General features: G+C 49.8%; 20 protein-coding genes. 11 read left to right on the top strand and 9 right to left on the bottom strand.

Annotation, left to right across the window (positions count from 1 at the left end):
- Window positions 1-33: 33 nt before the first annotated feature.
- Window positions 34-891, bottom strand: coding sequence for a Tab2/Atab2 family RNA-binding protein (locus tag SYN6312_RS03150; RefSeq protein ID WP_015123416.1), 858 nt, complete (start codon window positions 889-891; stop codon window positions 34-36).
- A gap of 370 nt (window positions 892-1,261) precedes the next feature.
- On the opposite strand from SYN6312_RS03150, the gene SYN6312_RS03145 reads away from it, so the two are divergent.
- From SYN6312_RS03145 to SYN6312_RS03115, 7 genes are all read left to right on the top strand, one after another.
- Window positions 1,262-2,710: an ammonium transporter gene (locus tag SYN6312_RS03145; RefSeq protein WP_015123415.1), complete on the top strand. Its 1,449-nt coding sequence runs from the start codon at window positions 1,262-1,264 to the stop codon at window positions 2,708-2,710.
- A gap of 110 nt (window positions 2,711-2,820) precedes the next feature.
- Entirely contained in the window at window positions 2,821-3,489 is a 669-nt protein-coding gene (locus tag SYN6312_RS03140; protein WP_015123414.1) for a hypothetical protein, read from the top strand.
- 178 nt (window positions 3,490-3,667) lie between these two features.
- On the top strand, window positions 3,668-4,282 hold the full coding sequence (locus tag SYN6312_RS03135; protein ID WP_015123413.1) for a CPP1-like family protein: 615 nt from the start codon (window positions 3,668-3,670) through the stop codon (window positions 4,280-4,282).
- Window positions 4,279-4,647 (top strand): hypothetical protein, encoded by a 369-nt coding sequence (locus SYN6312_RS03130; protein WP_015123412.1) that lies wholly within the window; start codon window positions 4,279-4,281, stop codon window positions 4,645-4,647. The genes SYN6312_RS03135 and SYN6312_RS03130 overlap by 4 nt, the downstream gene beginning before the upstream one ends.
- Before the next feature lie 28 nt (window positions 4,648-4,675).
- Window positions 4,676-6,241, top strand: a complete 1,566-nt coding sequence (locus SYN6312_RS03125) for a pitrilysin family protein (protein ID WP_015123411.1) — start codon at window positions 4,676-4,678, stop codon at window positions 6,239-6,241.
- 467 nt (window positions 6,242-6,708) lie between these two features.
- Window positions 6,709-8,100, top strand: coding sequence for an NAD-dependent succinate-semialdehyde dehydrogenase (locus SYN6312_RS03120; RefSeq protein ID WP_015123410.1), 1,392 nt, complete (start codon window positions 6,709-6,711; stop codon window positions 8,098-8,100).
- A 6-nt stretch (window positions 8,101-8,106) separates the two neighbouring features.
- Entirely contained in the window at window positions 8,107-8,730 is a 624-nt protein-coding gene (locus tag SYN6312_RS03115) for a Uma2 family endonuclease (protein WP_015123409.1), read from the top strand.
- Between the two features lie 51 nt (window positions 8,731-8,781).
- On the opposite strand, the gene SYN6312_RS03110 is transcribed toward SYN6312_RS03115, so the two are convergent.
- On the bottom strand, window positions 8,782-9,141 hold the full coding sequence (locus tag SYN6312_RS03110) for a helix-turn-helix domain-containing protein (RefSeq protein WP_015123408.1): 360 nt from the start codon (window positions 9,139-9,141) through the stop codon (window positions 8,782-8,784).
- A 113-nt stretch (window positions 9,142-9,254) separates the two neighbouring features.
- Here SYN6312_RS03110 and SYN6312_RS03105 point away from each other — a divergent pair, with 113 nt between their 5' ends.
- On the top strand, window positions 9,255-9,854 hold the full coding sequence (locus SYN6312_RS03105) for a nitroreductase family protein (RefSeq protein WP_015123407.1): 600 nt from the start codon (window positions 9,255-9,257) through the stop codon (window positions 9,852-9,854).
- Between the two features lie 68 nt (window positions 9,855-9,922).
- Window positions 9,923-10,648 carry a pirin family protein gene (locus SYN6312_RS03100; protein ID WP_015123406.1) on the top strand — a complete coding sequence of 242 codons (726 nt, stop codon included), beginning with the start codon at window positions 9,923-9,925 and terminating at the stop codon, window positions 10,646-10,648.
- Window positions 10,649-10,774: 126 nt separating this feature from the next.
- Here SYN6312_RS03100 and SYN6312_RS03095 read toward each other — a convergent pair whose 3' ends face one another.
- The 3 genes from SYN6312_RS03095 to SYN6312_RS03085 form a co-directional block, all read right to left on the bottom strand.
- Window positions 10,775-11,026, bottom strand: a complete 252-nt coding sequence (locus SYN6312_RS03095) for a hypothetical protein (protein WP_015123405.1) — start codon at window positions 11,024-11,026, stop codon at window positions 10,775-10,777.
- Between the two features lie 219 nt (window positions 11,027-11,245).
- A complete protein-coding gene (locus tag SYN6312_RS03090; protein WP_015123404.1) occupies window positions 11,246-12,568 on the bottom strand; it encodes a CHAT domain-containing protein in 1,323 nt (440 codons plus the stop codon).
- Between the two features lie 279 nt (window positions 12,569-12,847).
- The gene (locus SYN6312_RS03085; RefSeq protein WP_015123403.1) at window positions 12,848-13,282 is read right to left on the bottom strand and encodes a thioesterase family protein; all 435 of its coding nucleotides are present in this window, start codon (window positions 13,280-13,282) and stop codon (window positions 12,848-12,850) included.
- Between the two features lie 275 nt (window positions 13,283-13,557).
- Between SYN6312_RS03085 and SYN6312_RS03080 the strand changes: the two genes are divergently transcribed.
- Complete coding sequence (locus SYN6312_RS03080; protein WP_015123402.1) at window positions 13,558-14,418, top strand: universal stress protein; 861 nt, start codon at window positions 13,558-13,560, stop codon at window positions 14,416-14,418.
- 141 nt (window positions 14,419-14,559) lie between these two features.
- On the opposite strand, the gene SYN6312_RS03075 is transcribed toward SYN6312_RS03080, so the two are convergent.
- The 3 genes from SYN6312_RS03075 to fabD form a co-directional block, all read right to left on the bottom strand.
- Window positions 14,560-15,432, bottom strand: a complete 873-nt coding sequence (locus SYN6312_RS03075; protein WP_015123401.1) for a Tic22 family protein — start codon at window positions 15,430-15,432, stop codon at window positions 14,560-14,562.
- A gap of 259 nt (window positions 15,433-15,691) precedes the next feature.
- The gene (locus SYN6312_RS03070; protein ID WP_015123400.1) at window positions 15,692-16,336 is read right to left on the bottom strand and encodes a 1-acyl-sn-glycerol-3-phosphate acyltransferase; all 645 of its coding nucleotides are present in this window, start codon (window positions 16,334-16,336) and stop codon (window positions 15,692-15,694) included.
- A gap of 17 nt (window positions 16,337-16,353) precedes the next feature.
- A complete protein-coding gene (gene fabD / locus SYN6312_RS03065) occupies window positions 16,354-17,235 on the bottom strand; it encodes an ACP S-malonyltransferase (protein ID WP_015123399.1) in 882 nt (293 codons plus the stop codon).
- Window positions 17,236-17,440: 205 nt separating this feature from the next.
- Here fabD and SYN6312_RS03060 point away from each other — a divergent pair, with 205 nt between their 5' ends.
- Entirely contained in the window at window positions 17,441-17,947 is a 507-nt protein-coding gene (locus SYN6312_RS03060) for a TIGR02652 family protein (RefSeq protein WP_015123398.1), read from the top strand.
- Between the two features lie 94 nt (window positions 17,948-18,041).
- Here the strand turns inward: SYN6312_RS03060 and SYN6312_RS03055 are convergent, their stop codons facing one another.
- Entirely contained in the window at window positions 18,042-18,983 is a 942-nt protein-coding gene (locus SYN6312_RS03055; RefSeq protein WP_172636033.1) for an FHA domain-containing protein, read from the bottom strand.
- Window positions 18,984-19,072: the final 89 nt, after the last annotated feature.

Genomic DNA, 19,072 nt, shown 5'->3' with positions numbered 1-19,072 from the left:
GTATCAGGATTATTTGTCCGACTTAGGATAGATTCACACTAAAGACCAGGCCTGCATCAACCAAAATCCAGCAAAATCTTCCCGCTCAGGACTAGCTTGGACGGCCAAGAAATGGAGGTTTTTTACTTGAGCTTGGGCCGCCATAAACGCTTCTGCCGCAGTGATTAGGTCTTTATTGGGCAATGTTACGAGTGTCCAGCGGTCATCGGCTCCTGTTTCCAACACCAATTGCGGATCAGGGCCCAGTTCTAAGCTTAAGCAAGCTGGTTCCAGTCCCGACATCCAGGCCGCCAGAGGTAATGCTCGCTGCGAATAAATGATAATTCCGGGAATTAATGACTCAGGATCGAGGCCAGACAAGGAAAACACCTCGCCAAACTTAATCTCCCACTCAGTTGCGTTGGCAAATTCGCCCGCGGGTAGACTGACAAATTGCCATTTCTGACCTTGAAGGGCATCTGGTAATGGTAGGGCTTTGGCCTGGGGTAGTTCGGGGGGTGGGGCAATCAAGGGCTGATAGCCGGGGGTTTGGGGATAGACCTGCTCTTGGCGTTCTGCTAACCACTCATAGAGACCAAAGGTGCGGCGACTCGCCAATCCGGGAATTCCAGCCGCTTCACATCCCCGCAGAATAATGCTGTTCATGGGGCGGCGAAAAAAGCGAATCCGCTCCGGTCGTTCTGACTCTGGCAAATTAAATTCCTGCTGCCACTGCTGAACGGCCTCCTGAATAGCGGACATCAACCAGCGAGCATTGGCTTCTGCTCCAGAGCAATATTTGGCAAATTGGAATGTTAACTGACGGTTACAAATTAAAACTTCCCAGAGTTTCTTTTGTTGTGCATCTAAAATAGGGCGCGAATAAAAATCTAACTCCCAAATTGTCCCCATGCCACCCTATCCCAGTTGGTGAATAATTGACCCTGTTACTACCCCAAAGTCTCTAAGAAGTAATTTGTAGTTGAACCCAGGCCACTTCTAGGTTAGACCCTAGCCGCCCTTTGAGCAAATGTATAAGAAAATACAGATTTTCCGAACAAATAACTGATGCAATCTAGGGTTAAAAGCAGGTAAACAGGTTCACTATCTGAAACTACCGGCATCTGAACGTCCAATTTTGTTTCTGTCTAGATTATTGATCGGACAGATAAATAACAAACCCACTTAGGGGCGGTCACTCACTCACACTCCGTTGAAGTTCAGTGTTTAAGCACGAGACTTTAATTCTTGTTCAATTTATTTAGAGGAATCTCGAAGCGTGATGTTAAAGCTGAAATCGAAACAAGGGAGGCGGGCAAAACGGCCGGGAGTGAGGCTGAGGCTTAATCGCAACTTATTTGCCCAAGCTTTGCCCGCCATTAAATTATCTCCCGCCTGGTTTGCCTGCATTCCGGCGGCTTTGTTCATTTTCTTGGGCTGGGAATTCTCGGCCTGGGCGGCGGATGAACCATTGACGGTGGAAACACTACAAGGGTACTTGAATACAACCTTTGTCTTTATTGCCGCTGTTCTGGTTATTTTCATGAACGCCGGGTTCGGGATGCTGGAAGCAGGCTTCTGTCGTCAGAAAAATGCCGTTAACATCTTGGCCAAAAACTTAATTGTCTTTGCCCTGGCAACGATTGCTTTCTGGGCCCTTGGGTTTTCTTTCATGTTTGGAAAAGAAGGAGGAAATGGCTTTATTGGCCTGGGTGGTTACTTCCTGAGTAGTGAAAGCCCCGATACCTACGAAACCTTTGGCTTACCCATTCCGGTCTTTTTCCTGTTCCAGGTTGCCTTCGCTGGCACTGCGGCCACGATTGTCTCCGGAGCAGTAGCTGAACGGATTAAGTTTGTGGACTTCTTGATTTTTAGCCTATTGTTGGTGGGGATTTCCTACCCGATTACTGGCCACTGGGTTTGGGGTGGCGGGATGCTTGGCTCCATCGGTTTTCTGGGCGAAGGAGTGGCTTTCAAAGACTTTGCTGGCTCTACTGTTGTTCACATGGTTGGCGGCTGGGCAGCTCTGATGGGAGCGGCTTTCTTGGGGCCTCGGATTGGTAAATACAATCCCGATGGCACTCCCAATGCAATCCCCGGCCACAACATGGGCTTTGCGATGCTCGGCTGCTTGATCCTCTGGATCGGCTGGTTTGGGTTTAACCCTGGTTCCCAGTTGGCGGCTGATGATGCTGTCCCCTATATTGCTGTCACCACAAACTTAGCCGCTGCCGCTGGTGGAATTACCGCCACCGTGACTGCTTGGCTTGTTATTGGTAAGCCTGATCTCTCGATGATCATCAACGGAATTCTGGCTGGCCTGGTGGGGATTACGGCTGGGTGCGCCGGTGTGTCCTACTGGGGAGCTGTGATCATTGGGGCTATTGCGGGAATTATTGTCGTCTTTTCTGTGTTGTTCTTTGACAAAATTAAGATTGACGATCCCGTTGGGGCCACCTCGGTTCACCTGGTTAATGGAGGTTGGGGAACTCTAGCTGTGGGTCTGTTTGACAAGGACTTAGGCTTGCTCTACGGTCACGGTGCTACCCAGTTGATTGCTCAGATCGTCGGTATTCTCACCATTGGTGGCTTCACCGTTGTCCTGACCTCTATCTTCTGGATGATCTTGAAAGCTACCCTCGGCATTCGGGTGCATGAGGAAGAAGAACTTAAAGGCTTGGACATCAGCGAGCATGGGATGGAAGCTTACAGCGGGTTCTTGAAAGAGTAGTGTTTCGGGAACTGAGTTAACTAAATATTCCATAAACGGGCTAGTCTCTCATAGGGGCAGCCCTTTTTTCTTAGGTAGGATAGGAGAGGCCAAACCAGGAAAAAGAACAGATGGCAGCAATGCATGGCAGTGGGGAGCCAGACTTAGCACAGTTTCATCACCGGTATCCGACGGGTAGTTTGACGGCAGATTTATTACAAATTCATGATGGCTTGTTTATTGTCCAGGCCAAGGTGCAAGTGGGAGGGACAACCTTAGCCACCGGCCTGGGAGCTGCCCCCGCCATTGAACAGGCCGAGGACTTAGCCCGCCAACGGGCCCTTGCTGTTCTGGGAATTGTGATTACGACCTATGAACCGCCCGCCCATTTAATCGGTACAGTTTCCCAGGCCCTGCTAAATCCAGCTCGACCTCAACCCCTTCCGGAAAGCACCTATTCCTTCCCTGAAGCTGAAGCCCCTCAATCCTGGCAAAAGCCGGAGGACCCCCAGTCCAGCCTATTCATGGATGACACCCCACCACCCAGCCCACCTAGCCGCCCCTCTCGTCCCCCTGCCCGCCCCCAATCCGAACCAACCCCGCCGCCGTTAGATTTGTCCGATGTGATTGCCCAAACAACTGTAGAACTAAAGCGACTAGGTTGGACAGAAGTTCAGGGACGCAGTTACCTACAACGAACCTATAAAAAACGCTCCCGCCAACAACTCAGTGACGATGAATTGTTAGAGTTTCTTGACTATTTACGGCAACAGCCCGGATCTGGAGAGCCGGATTTTTAGGCAACTGCACCAGCCAGACCCTCTGAGAATTCATAATTTTTATAATTCGAGAAGGTTTTGTTATCCTAAAATGAGTTGTTGCTTGGCCTAGAAATTTTCGTTACTGCTGTGCAATGATTCCGAGGCTTGAACTTGACCGATGCCGTCAGCCCTTTACCCGAATCATGGATTGTGACCAATGAGCGAACAGCCCTCTCCCTACGAGCAACTGCAGGTTTCGCAGGAGGCCACCTTTGAAGAAATTCAGGCGGCACGGGACACACTACTCCAAACTCATTTAAATGACGACCGTTTCCGGACCACAATCGAGGCGGCCTACGATGCCATTTTGATGGATCGGTTACGACTACGCCAAGAAGGAAAAATTAAAGTTCCCGAGCGGATTCGCTTTGCGGAACGATTAGCCGAGCAGCCCCCCAAAAAAACCGCTAAACCCACCCACCCTCGCTTCAATCTTCCTTGGCAAGAATGGATCGATAAGCCTCCAGTCATGTCCTTCGTGATTACGACTTTGGTCTATGGCAGTTTGGCTGGCCTGGGCCTGGTGGCCAATACTGATTCCTTGGCCTTATTGCTGGCCTTGGGAGTTGGCTTTAATTTAGTTTGGTTGAATCGCAAGGAACAACGACTGGGACGAGCATTTTTGATCACCTTAGTCGCCTTACTGATTGGGGCAGCTATTGGCGGGGGTCTGGCTAGTTTGGGAATTTTTGGCTTTGCTGGTAATGTAGAAGGCCTGGTGAGTGTCTTTATTTACTTTATCTTTTGGATAGTGAGTAACTTTCTCCGATGAACCCGAATGATCCCTTTGCCTCATCCTGGGGACAACTTCTCCAAGACCTGGATCAACGCCTAACTCGCTTAGAACAGATGATCCACTCCAATGCTCGTTCCATTGCGGCCAATAGCCAGATCATCGCCGAACTCAAACAACAACAGTCCCAAACAGATACCCATGTGGGCCGGCTCGTGGAATCGGTCTTAAAGTTGGCAGAACATTTAGAAGCGGATCAGGAGCGGCGGCATCGCATCTTGGAAATTCTTCTCCAACAGGCCGAGCGGGAAAACCAAGTTCTAGACTCCTTAAGTACAGCCCAAGAGCGGCAAGCTGAAATTCTCTGTCATTTAGTTGATTTTGAGCGAGAAAAAAATTCCTAAGTCTTGGCGATGGTTGAGGATGCAGATAGTGCCTCAAATTTCAGGGCGAGGGAAGCAAACCCAGCAATTTTTCGATGTTGTTGTTGGGGCAGTTGTCCTTGGAATGTTGACTTGGGCCTGGGGCCTGGGCATACCTGTCCATGGAGCCATCCTACAGCCAACAACTGAACCCTATGTGGAGCGGGCCATGCATCAGGTGACGGAATTTAGCCTTAAAAATGGAATGCGCTTTATTGTCATGGAGCAGCACCAGGCCCCGATCATTTCTTTTCTGACCTATGCCGATGTCGGGGGAGTCGATGAACCAGAGGGACAAACTGGAGTTGCCCACTACTTAGAACATCTCGCCTTTAAGGGAACCCAGAAAATTGGCAGCCAAGATTTTCAGCAAGAAGCCCAGTATTTGGATCAATTAGATCACGTGTTTGCCCAGATCCAGGCCGCCAAACAAGAGAATCAGATCGAGCAACTCAAAAGCCTTCTAGACAAGTTCAATCAGATCCAGGCCCAGGCCAGTCAATTTGTCGTTTCTAACCAGTATGGGCAAATTGTCCAACAGGCCGGGGGCGTGGGCTTAAATGCGACAACCTCTGCAGACGCAACCCGCTACTTCTATAGTTTTCCAGCCAACAAACTTGAACTTTGGATGTCCTTAGAGTCAGAACGCTTTTTAGAGCCAGTCTTCCGAGACTTTTTTACTGAGAAGCAGGTGATCTTAGAAGAGCGGCGCATGCGGACAGAAAACTCGGCCACAGGCAAACTCTTTGATACGCTCTTAAGCACCACCTTCCAACAGCATCCCTATCGCCGGCCTGTGATTGGCTATGAAGCGGATATTGCTAACTTAACCCGCCAGAATGTTACAGACTTTTTTCAGCAGTATTATGCTCCCGGCAACTTGACAATGGTTCTGGTGGGAGATGTAGAACCGAAGCAAGTCAAACCCCTTGCTGAACGTTATTTTGGTCGTTATCCAATGCGTCCCTTACCCCCCAAGGTGACAACGGCCGAACCACTCCCAACTGCACCGCGCCAAGCCCAGATTCAACTGCCCAGCCAGCCCTACTATGTTGAAGCCTATCCCTGCCCCCCCCTCAAGAATGCTGATTATCCACTGTATGAACTCCTGGCCCAAGTCCTCACTGAAGGGCGTACCTCCCGTTTGTACCAGGCCCTAGTTTTGCAGTCTCAAATCGCCCTCAACGTCCAGGCTTTTACGGGTTATCCAGGAAATAAATATCCGAATCGGTTTGTGATTTATGCTTTACCGGCTCCTGGACATAGCCCAAAGGAAGTCGCCCAGGCCATCCAGACCGAGTTAAGCCGCCTCCAAAACACCCCGATCAGCACTACCGAACTCAACCGCCTCCAAACCCAGGCCCGCATGGATCTACTTCAAGCCCTAATGTCCACTGAAGGCATGGCGAAACAACTGGCAGAATATGCGGTCAAAACTGGAGATTGGCGTAATCTATTTCAGCAGTTAGACATCATTGAAGCCGTCACCCCAGCCGATATTCAGCGGGTAGCCCAGACCTTACGCCCAGACCAACGGACAACGATAGAAGTGATGAGTGAGGCATCCCTAGGTTAAGTCAGTTCATGAAATCTGGGCTCAAGCTTATTGAGGAGATTTTCCAACGATTCAACTAATTTGCAAGCATGTGTATCTAACAACGTGTACAGTCCATCAGCCAGTTAATCTAGCAGGATATATTAACCATGGATCTGACTCAGAAAAATTTCAGAAATCTTGTCAATCAGATCCTTGCTAGTTTACTTCTATTCTACAAACTTAAATGGGTCAGGCCATGGAATTATTCAAGGCTGTAACTAAACCAAGATCAAGGCTCTAAGCATAAGTGTGAATTGATATTGATCAGGTTCAACTGGAACTAATTAGAAATCAGTTGGCAGCTAGTATTGGTTGAATCTTACACCGTCTAGAACGGGTTGTCTAACAGGATAAATCATTGTTTGCGCCTTATCCTAGATCCATAGGCTTATGAATATTGGTTGACTACAGCTGTTAAACCGCGGCATTTTTGAGGAGCAAACATTATGGCGATTGCCTCGATTAACCCCACAACGGGAGATGTGATTCAAGAATTTACAGCCTTGTCAGATGGAGAACTAACCGCAGCGGTGGCCCAGGCCCAAGGAGCATTTGAATTCTATCGCCACACGACCTTTGAAGAGCGGGCCACTTGGATGTTGAAAGCAGCCGCCCTATTGGTAGCCCATCGGGAAGACTATGCCCGTTTAATGACTTTAGAAATGGGAAAGCCGATCACAGAAGCGATTGCGGAAGTTGAAAAGTCGGCCTGGGTTTGTCGATTCTATGCCGAAAATGCCGAAACTTTTTTAAGTCCAGAGACCATTGCTACCGATGCTCACCATAGCTATATTGCCTATCAACCCTTGGGCGTAATTTTAGCCGTGATGCCCTGGAACTTTCCGTTTTGGCAGGTCTTTCGGTTTGCGGCTCCAGCCCTGATGGCCGGAAATGTTGGATTACTCAAACACGCTTCGAATGTCCCCCAATGTGCGCTCAAAATTGCCGAAATTTTCCAGGCCGCAGGGTTTCCCGATCATGTCTTTCAAACGTTACTGATTGGGGCAAATCAAATTGCTCCCCTGGTCAGTGATCCCAGAATTAAAGCCGCAACTCTGACTGGCAGTGAACCCGCGGGGATGAGTTTAGCCCAGGCCAGTGGCCATGAACTGAAAAAAGTTGTCTTAGAGTTGGGCGGCAGTGATCCCTTCATTGTTCTGGAAAGTGCAGATCTAGAATTGGCCGCCCTGACCGCCGCCAAAGCCCGGATGATTAACAATGGTCAATCCTGTGTGGCCGCCAAGCGATTTATTGTCGTCGAATCCGTGGCCGATGAATTTATTAGCCACTTCCTTGCCCACTTAAAAAATTGGCAAATTGGGGATCCCCTGGCTCCGACTACCCAACTTGGGCCCCTGGCAACACCCAACATCCTTGCCGAACTGGATCAACAAGTCCAAGTTGCTGTTGAACATGGGGCAAAAATCCTCTTGGGCGGTACAACCCTCAAAGGCAGTCAGGAATTACCCGCTCCAATTCGCCAAGGACATTACTATTCCCCCACGGTACTCACCCGAATCACCCCCCACAATCCCGTTTTTGCCCAGGAGTTTTTTGGCCCAGTCGCCCTGATTTTCCAAGTTAAAGATGTCGTAGAAGCCATTAAATTAGCCAATGCCACCCCCTTTGGTTTAGCGGCCAGTGGTTGGACAAATGACCCTCAAGAGCAAACCCAACTGATTCGGGATATTGAAGCCGGAGCCGTGTTTATCAATGGGATGGTTAAATCCGATCCTCGCTTACCCTTTGGCGGCATTAAACGCTCTGGTTTTGGGCGGGAATTGGGCCGGCCTGGCATTTTAGAATTTGTCAATATTAAAACAGTTTGGATTAAATAAACTCCTATGGTTGCGACTCCCTCTCTTCCAACTCAAGAAGAACTCGAGCTATCCCCAGCCGCAGTTGTTAATCCCGAAGTCATTCCTGTGTACCGGCCTGGGCAGCAAGTTTCTTTGGCGGAGTTTCTAGCCCATCCTCCCGACCAATGCGAATGGATTGATAATTTTATAGAAGAAAAAAAAGGTATGACACTCAATCATGCTGCGACTCAGGCCAAGCTCGCATACCTCTGGCAGCAGTACCTATTTCAGGCGCAGTCAACAGGACGAGTTTTAGTCGAAGCCCTTTGTCGAACCCAAGCTCAGGGTCGGCGGCCCGATGTGGCCCTAATCACGGCTGAGTTACTCGATCAAATCCCTGGAAAAGTCGCATTAGAACAGAGTTTTCCCCTTATTGCTGAGATTGCCTCTCCCGATGATTCTGGGGAAGGATTGTTGGCCAAAGCGAAGGAATATTTAGAGTCTGGGGCCCAAGAGGTGTGGATTATCTTTCCCGAAAATGAGCTTGCTTTAACGGCAATTATGGCTTCAGACGCAGTGCAGTGGCAGATATTTGATCGGACTACCCCGATTGTCACTAGGGCCATTCTCCCAGGCCTGGAGGTCAATCTTGGGGAACTGTTGCCGTAGGTTTTTCCGGTTTTGCTTCCCCGGTTAGCCCCTACACGAACCGCCCCTTCCTCAACTCTCAATTGCTTGGGTTGAGGCTAAAAATGTTTCTCCCCAGTCATGCATACTCTTAAGCACCGGATATAGAGTCTGTCCCAAGGCTGTCAGGGAATATTCAACCCGCGGCGGCACTTGTTGATAGACTTGGCGGTGGACAATTCCATCCTGTTCCAGTTCCCGCAATTGTTGAGTCAGCATCTTTTGGGTAATTCCTGGCAAAGCCCGATTTAAGGCACTAAACCGTTGTGTCCCACCAAATAACGCTCGTAAAATTAGCACTTTCCAGCGTCCGCCGATGACTCGCAAGGTGGCCTCGACCGCACAATGAGACTCCTGAGACATTTCGGCAAAATCACCGACTAATTTGTCCATAGTATTCTTTTGGTAAGTATCTTACTTTTTAGTATGTACTTCACATTTTATCCGTTTAATCGCTACAGTAAGGGTAAGGATTAAGAAGTGCAATCTCTCAGGAACTCTCCCCTATGGAAAAACTAGCGGTTACCCAATATCCAATTCATGAGCTAATTCAACGCCGCTGGAGTCCGCTTGCCTTCAGTCAGCAACCTGTGGAACCAGAAAAAATTGCCAGTTTATTAGAAGCCGCCCGTTGGGCCTCCTCCTCTTTTAATGAGCAACCCTGGTTATTTTTAGTGGCCACCCAGGCCCAAACGGAAGACTATCAACGTCTCTTTAGCTGTCTGGTGGAAGCAAACCAGGCCTGGGTTAAAAATGCTCCCGTACTGATGATTGGGGTTGCTAAACTCACCTTTGATCATAATAGTAAGCCCAATGCCCATGCCTATTATGATTTGGGAGCCGCCGTGGCCCAATTAACCGTTCAAGCCACAGCCAGCGGTTTATTTGTCCATCAGATGGCCGGGTTTGATACTGCCAAAGCGCGGGAAGTCTGTGAGATTCCAACGGGATACGATCCGGTGGTTGCTATCGCCTTGGGATATTACGGAGACAGACAGCAACTTGGTGAAAAACTGCAAGAACGGGAAGCCTCATCACGGGCCCGTAAGGCCTTTCCCAATTTTGTTTTTACCAGTCATTGGCAACAGCCCTATCCCCTACCCTAAACATTGATTAATCACAGTCTTAATTGTTAGTAATACTTGTTCTTTATCCCTTATTTGAGGTGTCTTCTATGTCAACGCTAACGGCCTTAAAAACTAAACTCTATCCCGCCAAAGGACGGGGCCATGTGCGCTTGGGTTGGCTAGAAAGCTACCACACGTTTTCGTTTTCTAATTTCTACGACCCGCAACGGATGGGATTCAGCCAACTCCGGGTGATCAACCATGACTATATTGCCCCCCAAGGCGGATTTCCCAATCATCCCCATCAGGATATGGAAATTCTCACCTATGTTCTCAAGGGAGCCTTAGAGCATCAGGACAGTTTAGGCAATGGCGCAATTATCCAGGCCGGCGATGTGCAAATCATGAGTGCTGGGACAGGCATTATTCATAGCGAGTTTAACCCCTCTAGCACTGAGCCTGTGGAGTTACTCCAAATCTGGGTACATCCGGATCAACCCGGTCTAGCTCCCCGTTATGCCCAGGAATCCCTCGCCCCAACCGCTAAACTCAATCAATTTCACCTGATTGCCGCTCCTCCAGGCCAAGGGGGAACCGTCACTATTTTCCAAGACACCCGCATCTTCGCAGCCAAGCTCAAATCTGGACATACCCTGACTCAAGAACTAACTGCTAGTCGTTTAGGTTGGCTTGAGGTGGCCCAGGGAGAGGTTTTGGTGAATGATCAACCCTTGCAGGAGGGAGATGGCCTAGCGGTTACGGGGCCGGGCAGCTTAACCCTAGTTACCAGCACTGAAGCTGAATTGCTCTGGTTTGATCTCCCCCCTGCTTAGAACTCTGGTGTATAGCGTTACACAGGCAGCTTAGGACAAATAGAATGCTAAATCCGTTATGCTTCAGTACTTTCCGGCTTGCTCATCACCAGACCCTTATGGGTAACGCTATAACTTGGGCCGTAATTAAGGCAGTTCCGGGGCCTGGAAGGGATTTTCGCCAACACCCAGAGTTTTCTTACTGGACTTTAAGGCGTGCCACAGGCCCTTGATTTTGCCATAGGCTTCGAGGGGAGAAAGCTTGCCATTGGTTTGGAGTGCCGTAATGTAACTCACCTGGGTGGCAAAGTCTTGCAAGTTGGCATCAAACGCAAGGTTTTCCAGCTTGACTGTCCCATAGTAGCGACTACGGGGATAAAGAAAGGCTTGTTTATCCATCTTCCCTCCCTTTTAACTTGGTTTTAACCTTATCTTAATCTAATTATCTAATTCATGTTGAGGCAGCATTAACGGCAAAGTTGACGGATTTTCTCAGCTCTGACGCTAAGGTTAGCTATAGTCATTTCTGCAAAAACTGGGACACTCAAAAGTCCAGCTCGTAACAGTTTCAAGTATTTTTGTGTTTCATTCCTAAGCGAAATGACTATATAGAGGGATTTACCAAGGGCTACTAATCATTGTGAAGGCCGCCCAGTAACGAGGATGGCGAAAATTGACCGGACTAGAGCGGGCTAGGTTGCTAGGCAAGGTAATTTCTGCTTTGGAAAGAGTCAATGTATTTTGAGTCACTTCTACCTCTCCCCTGAGCAGATGCAATTGGGCTTGGCGTAAGGCTTCTCCTTTGGTTGAAACGCGCGACATCTGCCCATAAAATTCCCCCATGAGAGCGAGGGTTCCCAAATCATCCACATACCAGAGACTCGCGAGGGCCGACTTAACCCCGGCCTGCAAGGCTACCCCCGCAAACCCCAGTTCGGCTTGACGATCTCCCACCGCAGTCCGACAGGCACTCAACACGAGGAGATCCACCATTGGATTTCGCCAAGGCATCCGATCCATGTCCTGCAAATTGAGGGACTGATCCCAAAGTTGAATAAAGGATTCATTGGGGGTTCCAGGCCGAAACTCCGCATGAGTGGCTAAATGAACAATATCAAAGGGAGTCTTGCGTAATTGCTTTTTAAGATTTTCCAACGTAAAGTCTTGATTAAGAAACTCAGCGGAACGAGGGGTATCCACCTTCTGCACAATCGTATTCAGTTCTACTGGAACGGCTGGCAAAGGGCTAAGGCTTCTAAATTCCGAAGCTCCCATTGCTAAGATGCGGGGCCGGTGTAAGGGCTTTGAGGTGAGCTTAATTAAGTTAAAAGCGGGAATCCGACTGAGGGCATAGTTCTCAATCAGGAATTCTTGACCATCAAAGAGGGCAGCTAATGGCACCGTCCGTACCCCAGAACCCAGGCAAAAAAGGAGTGATTCAATGCCCTGGGGTTGGAGATATTCAGCTTCAAAGGGGGCAATTATCCACCGATAAAGTTGCTGGGCAGCCGGAAAATTCTTCTCCCTGATGATCGGGCTGGATACCTCCCGCTGAAATTTTTCCACCACCGGCAAAAGTAGTTCTTGGCGGGCTTCTGGCAAATCCTTGACCACTGGGGCTTGATTGGGGGTAATCAATACGAGGTGGAGATCATCGGCACGGGGAATAACCCAAAGAACGGCTGTTTTTTGCCCAGTCCTGCGGCTGATTTTGGCTAGGCTCGTGGCGATGGCGGCGGGGGCTTGGGTGATGGTGGCTAAATCACGCCCGAAGTAGGAGTCAAAGTCATTTTTGAGTCGCCTCTCCATGTTTAAGACGGCTTGACTCAACTCAGGGGAGACTTGGGGGCGCGCCATTGTGGCCAAGCTCATCAAATTCCCACTAACCACAATGATGAACGTGATTAGAGCAATCACCAGGCCTGTGCGAAATTTACTCATTGATCAATCTCTATCTACCCCAACACTCTCTAGTTTATGGTCGAATTCCTATGGAGGGATTCTGAAGGCTGCATCATGTCAAAAGATTACCCCTCTTGAATGGGATGGAGGATAGCTCAAAATCCTGTTCTTAGCAGCCCATCTAAGGAGTTGCATCGGTCAAAACAGTCCATGTAGTGCGGTCATTTTTCAGATCAGCGTGAATTTAAGACTTTCAAAACTCCCAGAGTGATTTGAACTCATGGCAACAGATCCCCTTTACCGTTCATCTCGAATGAATCAATCAGACTGCTGCCCTAATTTATGTAAGGCTGCGGCTAGTGGTTGAGGCAGGATGCGGAGAATTTTACCAGTCGGACGCTGAAGCGGAACAAGTTGGAGGCTGGCCTGGAAATAGATCAGACTTAAATCTGGGGATACCACCCATTGATCAAAGCAGAGGCGCACTTTTTCCTGGCGGACAAAGCGAGTTCTCACGCAGGCAGTTTGCCCAAATTGCAAGGCCTGGAGGTAACGAGCTTCTAAACGCACCACGGGTAGATCACAGCCTAAGTTGACTAAGTCAGCAAATTCAATTCCCCCTTGTCGTAAACAATCAATCCGGGCTTCTTCTAACCAGGCCAGATAGCTGCCATGCCAAGCCACCCCTGCATAATCGGTTTGATGGGGTTGGACGCGGACAGGGTAGTTGAGCCAAGGGGTAGAAGGTAACATCAGTTGATCATCTTCCTTGTTGGTTATTGAGGTGAGTGGTCTTGGCGGTCAAGAATAGTGATCTGGGAATTGACCCGGCCAGTCGATCCCTGGCTGAGACAACCATGACGTTTTGTAGATTAACCCGCAAGGCCTGGGCTTGGCCGCCTTAAGATCTAAGCTAACAGCAGGATTGAGAGCATTACTCCGAAGTTGACAGAGGTTCTGATTGCGGCGTTGTTTCGGTCGTTCCTGTTGTGGGATGCCATTAGTGATTGAGGCTGATGAGGTAAATCATGATTCGTAATATTTTGCTAGCGGACTCCGGCACTGGCCAGGCGGAATTGATGTTGAAGTCGCTCATGGAACTGCCGGCGGTACAGGGAGCCACCGTTTCGGTTCTTCATGTCATTCCCCCCAAAGTTGTTGCTGAAGAAGTAGAAGCCCAGCGCACCGAAGGGGTCAAACTATTAGCCCAGGCCGTGGAACGACTACACCTGAATCCCCAGCAAGTCCATAGCGTGAACACCATCCTGCGGGAGGGAGACCCTAAAGATACGGTTTGTCGCGTCGCAGAAGAACTCAACACGGACTTGATCATCATGGGGTCTCGAGGCCTCAAACGCTTGCAATCCATCTTGGCTAATTCAGTCAGTCAGTATGTCTTTCAACTCTCTACCCGCCCAATGCTCCTTGTCCGAGATGACATTTACGTCCAAAAAATTAATCGGATTATGGTGGCCCTCAACCCCTCTAGTTCTAGCCAGGCCTCGTTGAAGGTGGCCCTCAATTTAATTCAGGATGTCAAAGGTGGCAAGCTGATTCTGGCCCATGTTAACCCTGACCTCAAAGGCAGTGGCCCCCTGACGAGTACTGAAGCGGAACAGGATTCAGTCATTGCCCCGGCGGTTGCTGAAGCCAAAAAACGGGGAATTGCCTATCAATGCTTTGTTAGTTCTGGCCGGCCTGGGGAAGAAGTCTGCCGGATTGCCCAGGAAACCAATGCGGACTTACTTGTGCTGGGATCCCCCGATCGCCGCCCCTCCATTGCCCGGAGCTTGCCGGATCTGGATCGCTTATTGGGAACATCCGTGTCTGACTATGTGCGAGTTTATGCCGAATGTCCGGTGCTATTCAGTCGTCAACCGGAAGCATAGAAAGGAACTCAACTGGACTGAGCCAGATGGCCCTGCCTTGAGGAGGAAATAACCACCAACCTTGGGAAGATCTGTTCTTTAGCAGGAGTCGGCCCATATCAAGTTCTGCCGCCGTAATCCAAATCTTCCCAAGATCAAGCCTTACTTTTGTGGGGGTCTTGCGGGAGTGGGGCTGGTGGGTGGGGCTGGACTGGGGGTGGGGCTACTACTGCGCTGTAGTTGAACTGCGGCTTGAATGGCATCGGGGGTTTGCACCAATTGGATCTGTCCCACTGCCGGATCGGTACTGCTCAGGAGCGTGGCCACCAACATATCCAACATCACCACCCGAATATTGGTATTTTTGGCCAGGTCAGGATTGGACTTGCGGGCCGTGTCTAGCTCCGTTTGCAATTGAGTATTGTCAAAGTAAAAAGGGACAAAGCGCATGGTCTTGGCCTGGCCGTTTTCTTGGACTTTGGCTTCAATGGCAATCGGATTACCAGATTTAATGTCGGCTACATAGAATAGCGGTGTCCCCGTCCGAAAGGGCTGCCCATCTTTGGTGACGAGCTTGCCCTCTTTTTCTTGGATGTCACCAGACTGCTTGAGCATGGCAATGGCCTTTTCCAGTTGGACGCGAGAAGGGACAATATCCACGCCCAAGGTGGGATTTTTCTGAGCATCTAAGGCGGCCTTCAATGCCCCACTTAAAGAGGCTGGCGTAACTTTGGCACTGTTCCCAATCTGCGGCTGCTGTTGCTTCAGGCTAGTAATCGTTGCTTCTGCATCCTGCTTGCTAATGAAAAAAGTAAAGACTTGGACTTGTTTGGTTTTATCGGCGGGACTGGGGACAGAATAAGTGAGTGGCTCGCCCTTGGCATTGGTGATCATGAAAATCGGGACATTGCTCAGTTGCTGTAACACCTGTTCCTGGGGTAGGGCTTGCACAACCATCTGGCGCGTCATGGCCGGGGCAATCCATATCCCACCGATTAAACTAGCTAAGACCCCGAAGCGAGCCAACCTATTCATAAATTCTCCTAAAAATTCGCAAATTACTCAAAAACTAGGGACAGAGGGGAGCCACATGATCGTTGTTGATCGTTGTTGATTGTTGTTGTTTTATCGCCTTCACTCCGGTCACTATGCATATCCCGAAAAGAAAATTAGTCCGTAGGATACTTTGACTATGGTACTGGGACAGTGACGGTTTTGATCTACGCTGAGTTTCTTGTGCCCAAGGAAAAATTAGACTCGGCCAACGCTAGAGATAAAAGTAGAGGGAGCCGTGTCATCGTCCCAAGTCGTGGAGGGCGTTGATCTGGGAGGCACAGGCCTGGGTGATGGCCTCTAATTCGTGACGATCACTACTGGCAGGCGGGGAAATTAACTGACCCATCCGGACAGTGACTGGCACAGACCGGGGCATTGGGCCACGACTGAGGATTTTTTCAGTTCCCCAAAGGCAGACTGGTAACAAAGGCACTTGGGCCTGGGCTGCGATCAAGGCGGCACCGAGCTTGGGATCATCAATGCGGCCATTGGGAGTCCGGGTTCCGGTTAAAAAAATGCCAACGCTCCAACCCTGTTTGAGGGCCTGATGGGCTGCCCGGATTGCGCTGCGATCTCTCGCTCCCCGTTGGACTGGATAGGCTCCATAAAGACGGATCAGGGTTTTAAGAATGGGAATCTTGAACAACTCGGCTTTGGCCATAAAGGCAACAGGGCGGCGGACAGCGTTAGAGAGCAGCGGTGGATCAAAATAGCTGGCATGGTTACTGACGATGATTAAGGGGCCCCGTTGAGGGACAGTTTGAGCATCAACGATTCGGCCGTGCAGGTAGGTGTGGAAGAGCGGGGCAACCACAGACCACTTAAACAGGTGATAGAGCGCAAGACTGAGTTTGGGTTCCCGTTGTAGTTGGGCCAGGCTCATGGGATTGTTTTTTTAAGTTAAAGGGCAGCTAAATCATCCAGACCCATGATATTAACCAGGCCCAGATTGGGAGTACAGCGTTTTACCAGGCCCGTGAGAACATGACCGGGGCCAATTTCTATCACCTCTGTCACTCCCAATTCAGCCAAGTTCAGACAGGTTTCTCGCCAGCGGACTGATCCGGTCATTTGGGCCATGAGGCGGGCCTTGATGACATCTGCGTCTGTGGTGGCCTGGGGTTCAACATTGGCCAGGACTGGCACTTGAGCGGGTTGGAAGGGAATAGTCGCTAAAACATCGGCAAAGGCCTGGGCGGCATTGGCCATCAAGGGAGAATGAAACGCCCCACTGACCGGTAGGGGGACGGCCCGTTTGACTTTAATTTGACTCAGGAGGGCCTGGACTGCTTCGGCATCCCCAGAAATCACAACTTGGCCGGGATGATTATCATTGGCCAATACCACTTGATCCGCCGCCTCAATGACTGAGTCTAATTGCTCGCGGTCAAAGCCAATGAGGGCCACCATTGTGCCGTTCGCGGTTTGGCTCATCAGTTCAGCCCGTTGCCTGACTAATTTCAGCCCCGTGGCAAAATCAAAGACCCCCGCAGCATAGAGGGCCACATATTCCCCCAGGCTATGGCCAGCCAAATAGTCGGGTTTAAGTCCCTTGGCCTGGGCCAAATCTGCCAAGACCGTCTCCAGCACGTATAGACAGGGTTGGGTAAATTGGGTCTGGGACAATTCTTCCAAAGGGGCTTGACATTGAGTCGCCACCGACCAACCCAAAATGGCTTCCGCTTCCCCTAAACGTTGTTCACCGAGTTCTGTTTCCCACAGTTCCAGGCCCATGCCCACCTGTTGCGACCCTTGTCCCGGAAACACCCATGCTATCGCCACGCGCTCACCTTTACTGATATTGAGAATTAAATTTTGCTCTGATCTTCAGGTTGCCATTTCTGACCACTCAAAAAGGATAGTCTATCTCTGAACCATCCTCAATCACGACTCAGTTACCTAAATTACTGGGGATCCGGGTGAGGGAGCCATATAATAAAGCGAATGAGTCACCGTTCTGGCCTTTCTGTTTTTCTTTTGGCTTTTCATGACCCTGATTGGCTTACAGTATCCCATCTTCGGCCCCGAAATTTCCTGTCCCCATTGTCGGCAGTTGATTCCCGCTCTGACTCTGACTGATACCTATCTCTGTCCACGCCATGGCCCCTTTGAGGCTGATCCTAAATCTGGCGAGTTGGTGCATCTACAATCTGGACGACATTGGCGGCTGTGGCAGGATGAATGGTATCGCCAACATACCCACCCCGATGGGATCCGCTTTGAAATTCACGAGGCTCTGGATCGGCTGTATACCCAAGGCTATCGCGCCACCCGAGTTGTGATTGCCAAGCGCTACCAGGATTTGATCAGTAGCTATTTAGAGCGGGGCACCCAATGGCGCACTGGGGAAGGACAAAAATTACGCTTGTATGGCTTGCCTGTGGAGTTTAGTCCCGATGCCAAAACGGCTCCCTGTTGGGATGTCATTAATTTTAATTTGGAAAAAGAACCCGGCGCACCCACCCGTCCCCCCTACTTTCGGATGTTTGACTAACTCAGGCTGGGCCACCAAATGCCTAGACATGATTCTGGGGGCTGCTGATCGGTCTGAGGAATATTGTGGGTGAGATTCCCTAGATTCTGGTTGCTTAGAAGAACCCAGAGGCAATATCATCGGTTTCTGACTGAAGATGCATGAGTGTGGCGGTTAGGGTTTCCCCGTTGATCATCGGCCAATCTAGAGCCTGGGAGATAATTTGCAGGCGGTTAGCAATTTCCGTTACTTCCGCGAAGAGATGCTCCCGAGGCAGGGCGGCAAATAAATTCAACGCGCCTTGATTTTTGGCCCATTTCCGTTCAGCTTCGTGAATCTCAGTGCGCATCCCATTCAGTAGAATAATTCCCAAATCTGGATAGCTGGCATGGTAGCGGCGGCAGAAGTCATAGGGATTGGTTTTTGGCATCCCCAGATCTAGCATCAATAAATTGGCTGTAATGCCTAGGCCCTCCACTTGGCCGATCACTTTCTCTAGCTCAAAGTGGGAACTGCCCCAAATGGTCGAAATACCTTGGGAGTTGAGAATTTCCCGCCACATTTCCCCTTGTACCCGTGAGGCGTGGGTCATCAAAACAAACCGATTTCCCTGCACCGAGCCATCTAATATCGGGCCTGGATTAGGGTAAATAAATTGAATTTCCGTTTCACCAATGGTGATAATGTCACGATGTTTGAGGAGGTAAGGCTTACTAATTTTTTGACTATTAACAAATGTCCCATTTAAGCTTTCTAAATCGACTAGATTAAAGTTACCTCGTTCATCCGCTTTGACAACAGCATGATGGCGGGATGACCAGCGATCGGGAAGGACGATTGTACTATCCTTGTTTCGCCCAATCACCCATTCCTGTTGATGGCCAAGGGCAATGGAACGCTGCATATAGGGGGAATAAATAACTAAGCGCGGGACTGGGGCAACAAATACAGCATCTGTATGGGGAACAAAGCCGCGGGATGGTTGAGCTAAACCAATGGGCTTCTGTTGCTCTGGCACATGGGTGGTCTTGTTCGAGGGATTTAAGGGAGTTTCCATAGGCCAATGCAACTTAAACATGGGCAAGAGTCCTGCGGGAGAATTTTTAGCTTGGTTGAGGATTATTGGGGTTAATAACAATCCCCTAC

The organism is Synechococcus sp. PCC 6312 (genome assembly GCF_000316685.1).
Lineage (GTDB): Bacteria > Cyanobacteriota > Cyanobacteriia > Thermosynechococcales > Thermosynechococcaceae > Pseudocalidococcus.
This window is presented reverse-complemented; position numbering and strand designations above follow the sequence as displayed.

What these genes read in the sequence shown, in the direction of transcription:
- SYN6312_RS03115 (WP_015123409.1), top strand. Translation starts at nt 8,107, where the DNA reads ATGGTTGCGACTCCCTCTCTTCCAACTCAAGAAGAACTCGAGCTATCC.
- SYN6312_RS03130 (WP_015123412.1), top strand. Translation starts at nt 4,279, where the DNA reads ATGAACCCGAATGATCCCTTTGCCTCATCCTGGGGACAACTTCTCCAA.
- SYN6312_RS03105 (WP_015123407.1), top strand. Translation starts at nt 9,255, where the DNA reads ATGGAAAAACTAGCGGTTACCCAATATCCAATTCATGAGCTAATTCAA.
- SYN6312_RS03055 (WP_172636033.1), bottom strand. Translation starts at nt 18,983, where the DNA reads ATGGAAACTCCCTTAAATCCCTCGAACAAGACCACCCATGTGCCAGAG.
- SYN6312_RS03060 (WP_015123398.1), top strand. Translation starts at nt 17,441, where the DNA reads ATGACCCTGATTGGCTTACAGTATCCCATCTTCGGCCCCGAAATTTCC.
- SYN6312_RS03120 (WP_015123410.1), top strand. Translation starts at nt 6,709, where the DNA reads ATGGCGATTGCCTCGATTAACCCCACAACGGGAGATGTGATTCAAGAA.
- SYN6312_RS03090 (WP_015123404.1), bottom strand. Translation starts at nt 12,568, where the DNA reads ATGAGTAAATTTCGCACAGGCCTGGTGATTGCTCTAATCACGTTCATC.
- SYN6312_RS03080 (WP_015123402.1), top strand. Translation starts at nt 13,558, where the DNA reads ATGATTCGTAATATTTTGCTAGCGGACTCCGGCACTGGCCAGGCGGAA.
- SYN6312_RS03140 (WP_015123414.1), top strand. Translation starts at nt 2,821, where the DNA reads ATGGCAGCAATGCATGGCAGTGGGGAGCCAGACTTAGCACAGTTTCAT.
- SYN6312_RS03095 (WP_015123405.1), bottom strand. Translation starts at nt 11,026, where the DNA reads ATGGATAAACAAGCCTTTCTTTATCCCCGTAGTCGCTACTATGGGACA.
- SYN6312_RS03110 (WP_015123408.1), bottom strand. Translation starts at nt 9,141, where the DNA reads ATGGACAAATTAGTCGGTGATTTTGCCGAAATGTCTCAGGAGTCTCAT.
- SYN6312_RS03100 (WP_015123406.1), top strand. Translation starts at nt 9,923, where the DNA reads ATGTCAACGCTAACGGCCTTAAAAACTAAACTCTATCCCGCCAAAGGA.
- SYN6312_RS03150 (WP_015123416.1), bottom strand. Translation starts at nt 891, where the DNA reads ATGGGGACAATTTGGGAGTTAGATTTTTATTCGCGCCCTATTTTAGAT.
- SYN6312_RS03075 (WP_015123401.1), bottom strand. Translation starts at nt 15,432, where the DNA reads ATGAATAGGTTGGCTCGCTTCGGGGTCTTAGCTAGTTTAATCGGTGGG.
- SYN6312_RS03135 (WP_015123413.1), top strand. Translation starts at nt 3,668, where the DNA reads ATGAGCGAACAGCCCTCTCCCTACGAGCAACTGCAGGTTTCGCAGGAG.
- SYN6312_RS03145 (WP_015123415.1), top strand. Translation starts at nt 1,262, where the DNA reads ATGTTAAAGCTGAAATCGAAACAAGGGAGGCGGGCAAAACGGCCGGGA.
- SYN6312_RS03070 (WP_015123400.1), bottom strand. Translation starts at nt 16,336, where the DNA reads ATGAGCCTGGCCCAACTACAACGGGAACCCAAACTCAGTCTTGCGCTC.
- SYN6312_RS03085 (WP_015123403.1), bottom strand. Translation starts at nt 13,282, where the DNA reads ATGTTACCTTCTACCCCTTGGCTCAACTACCCTGTCCGCGTCCAACCC.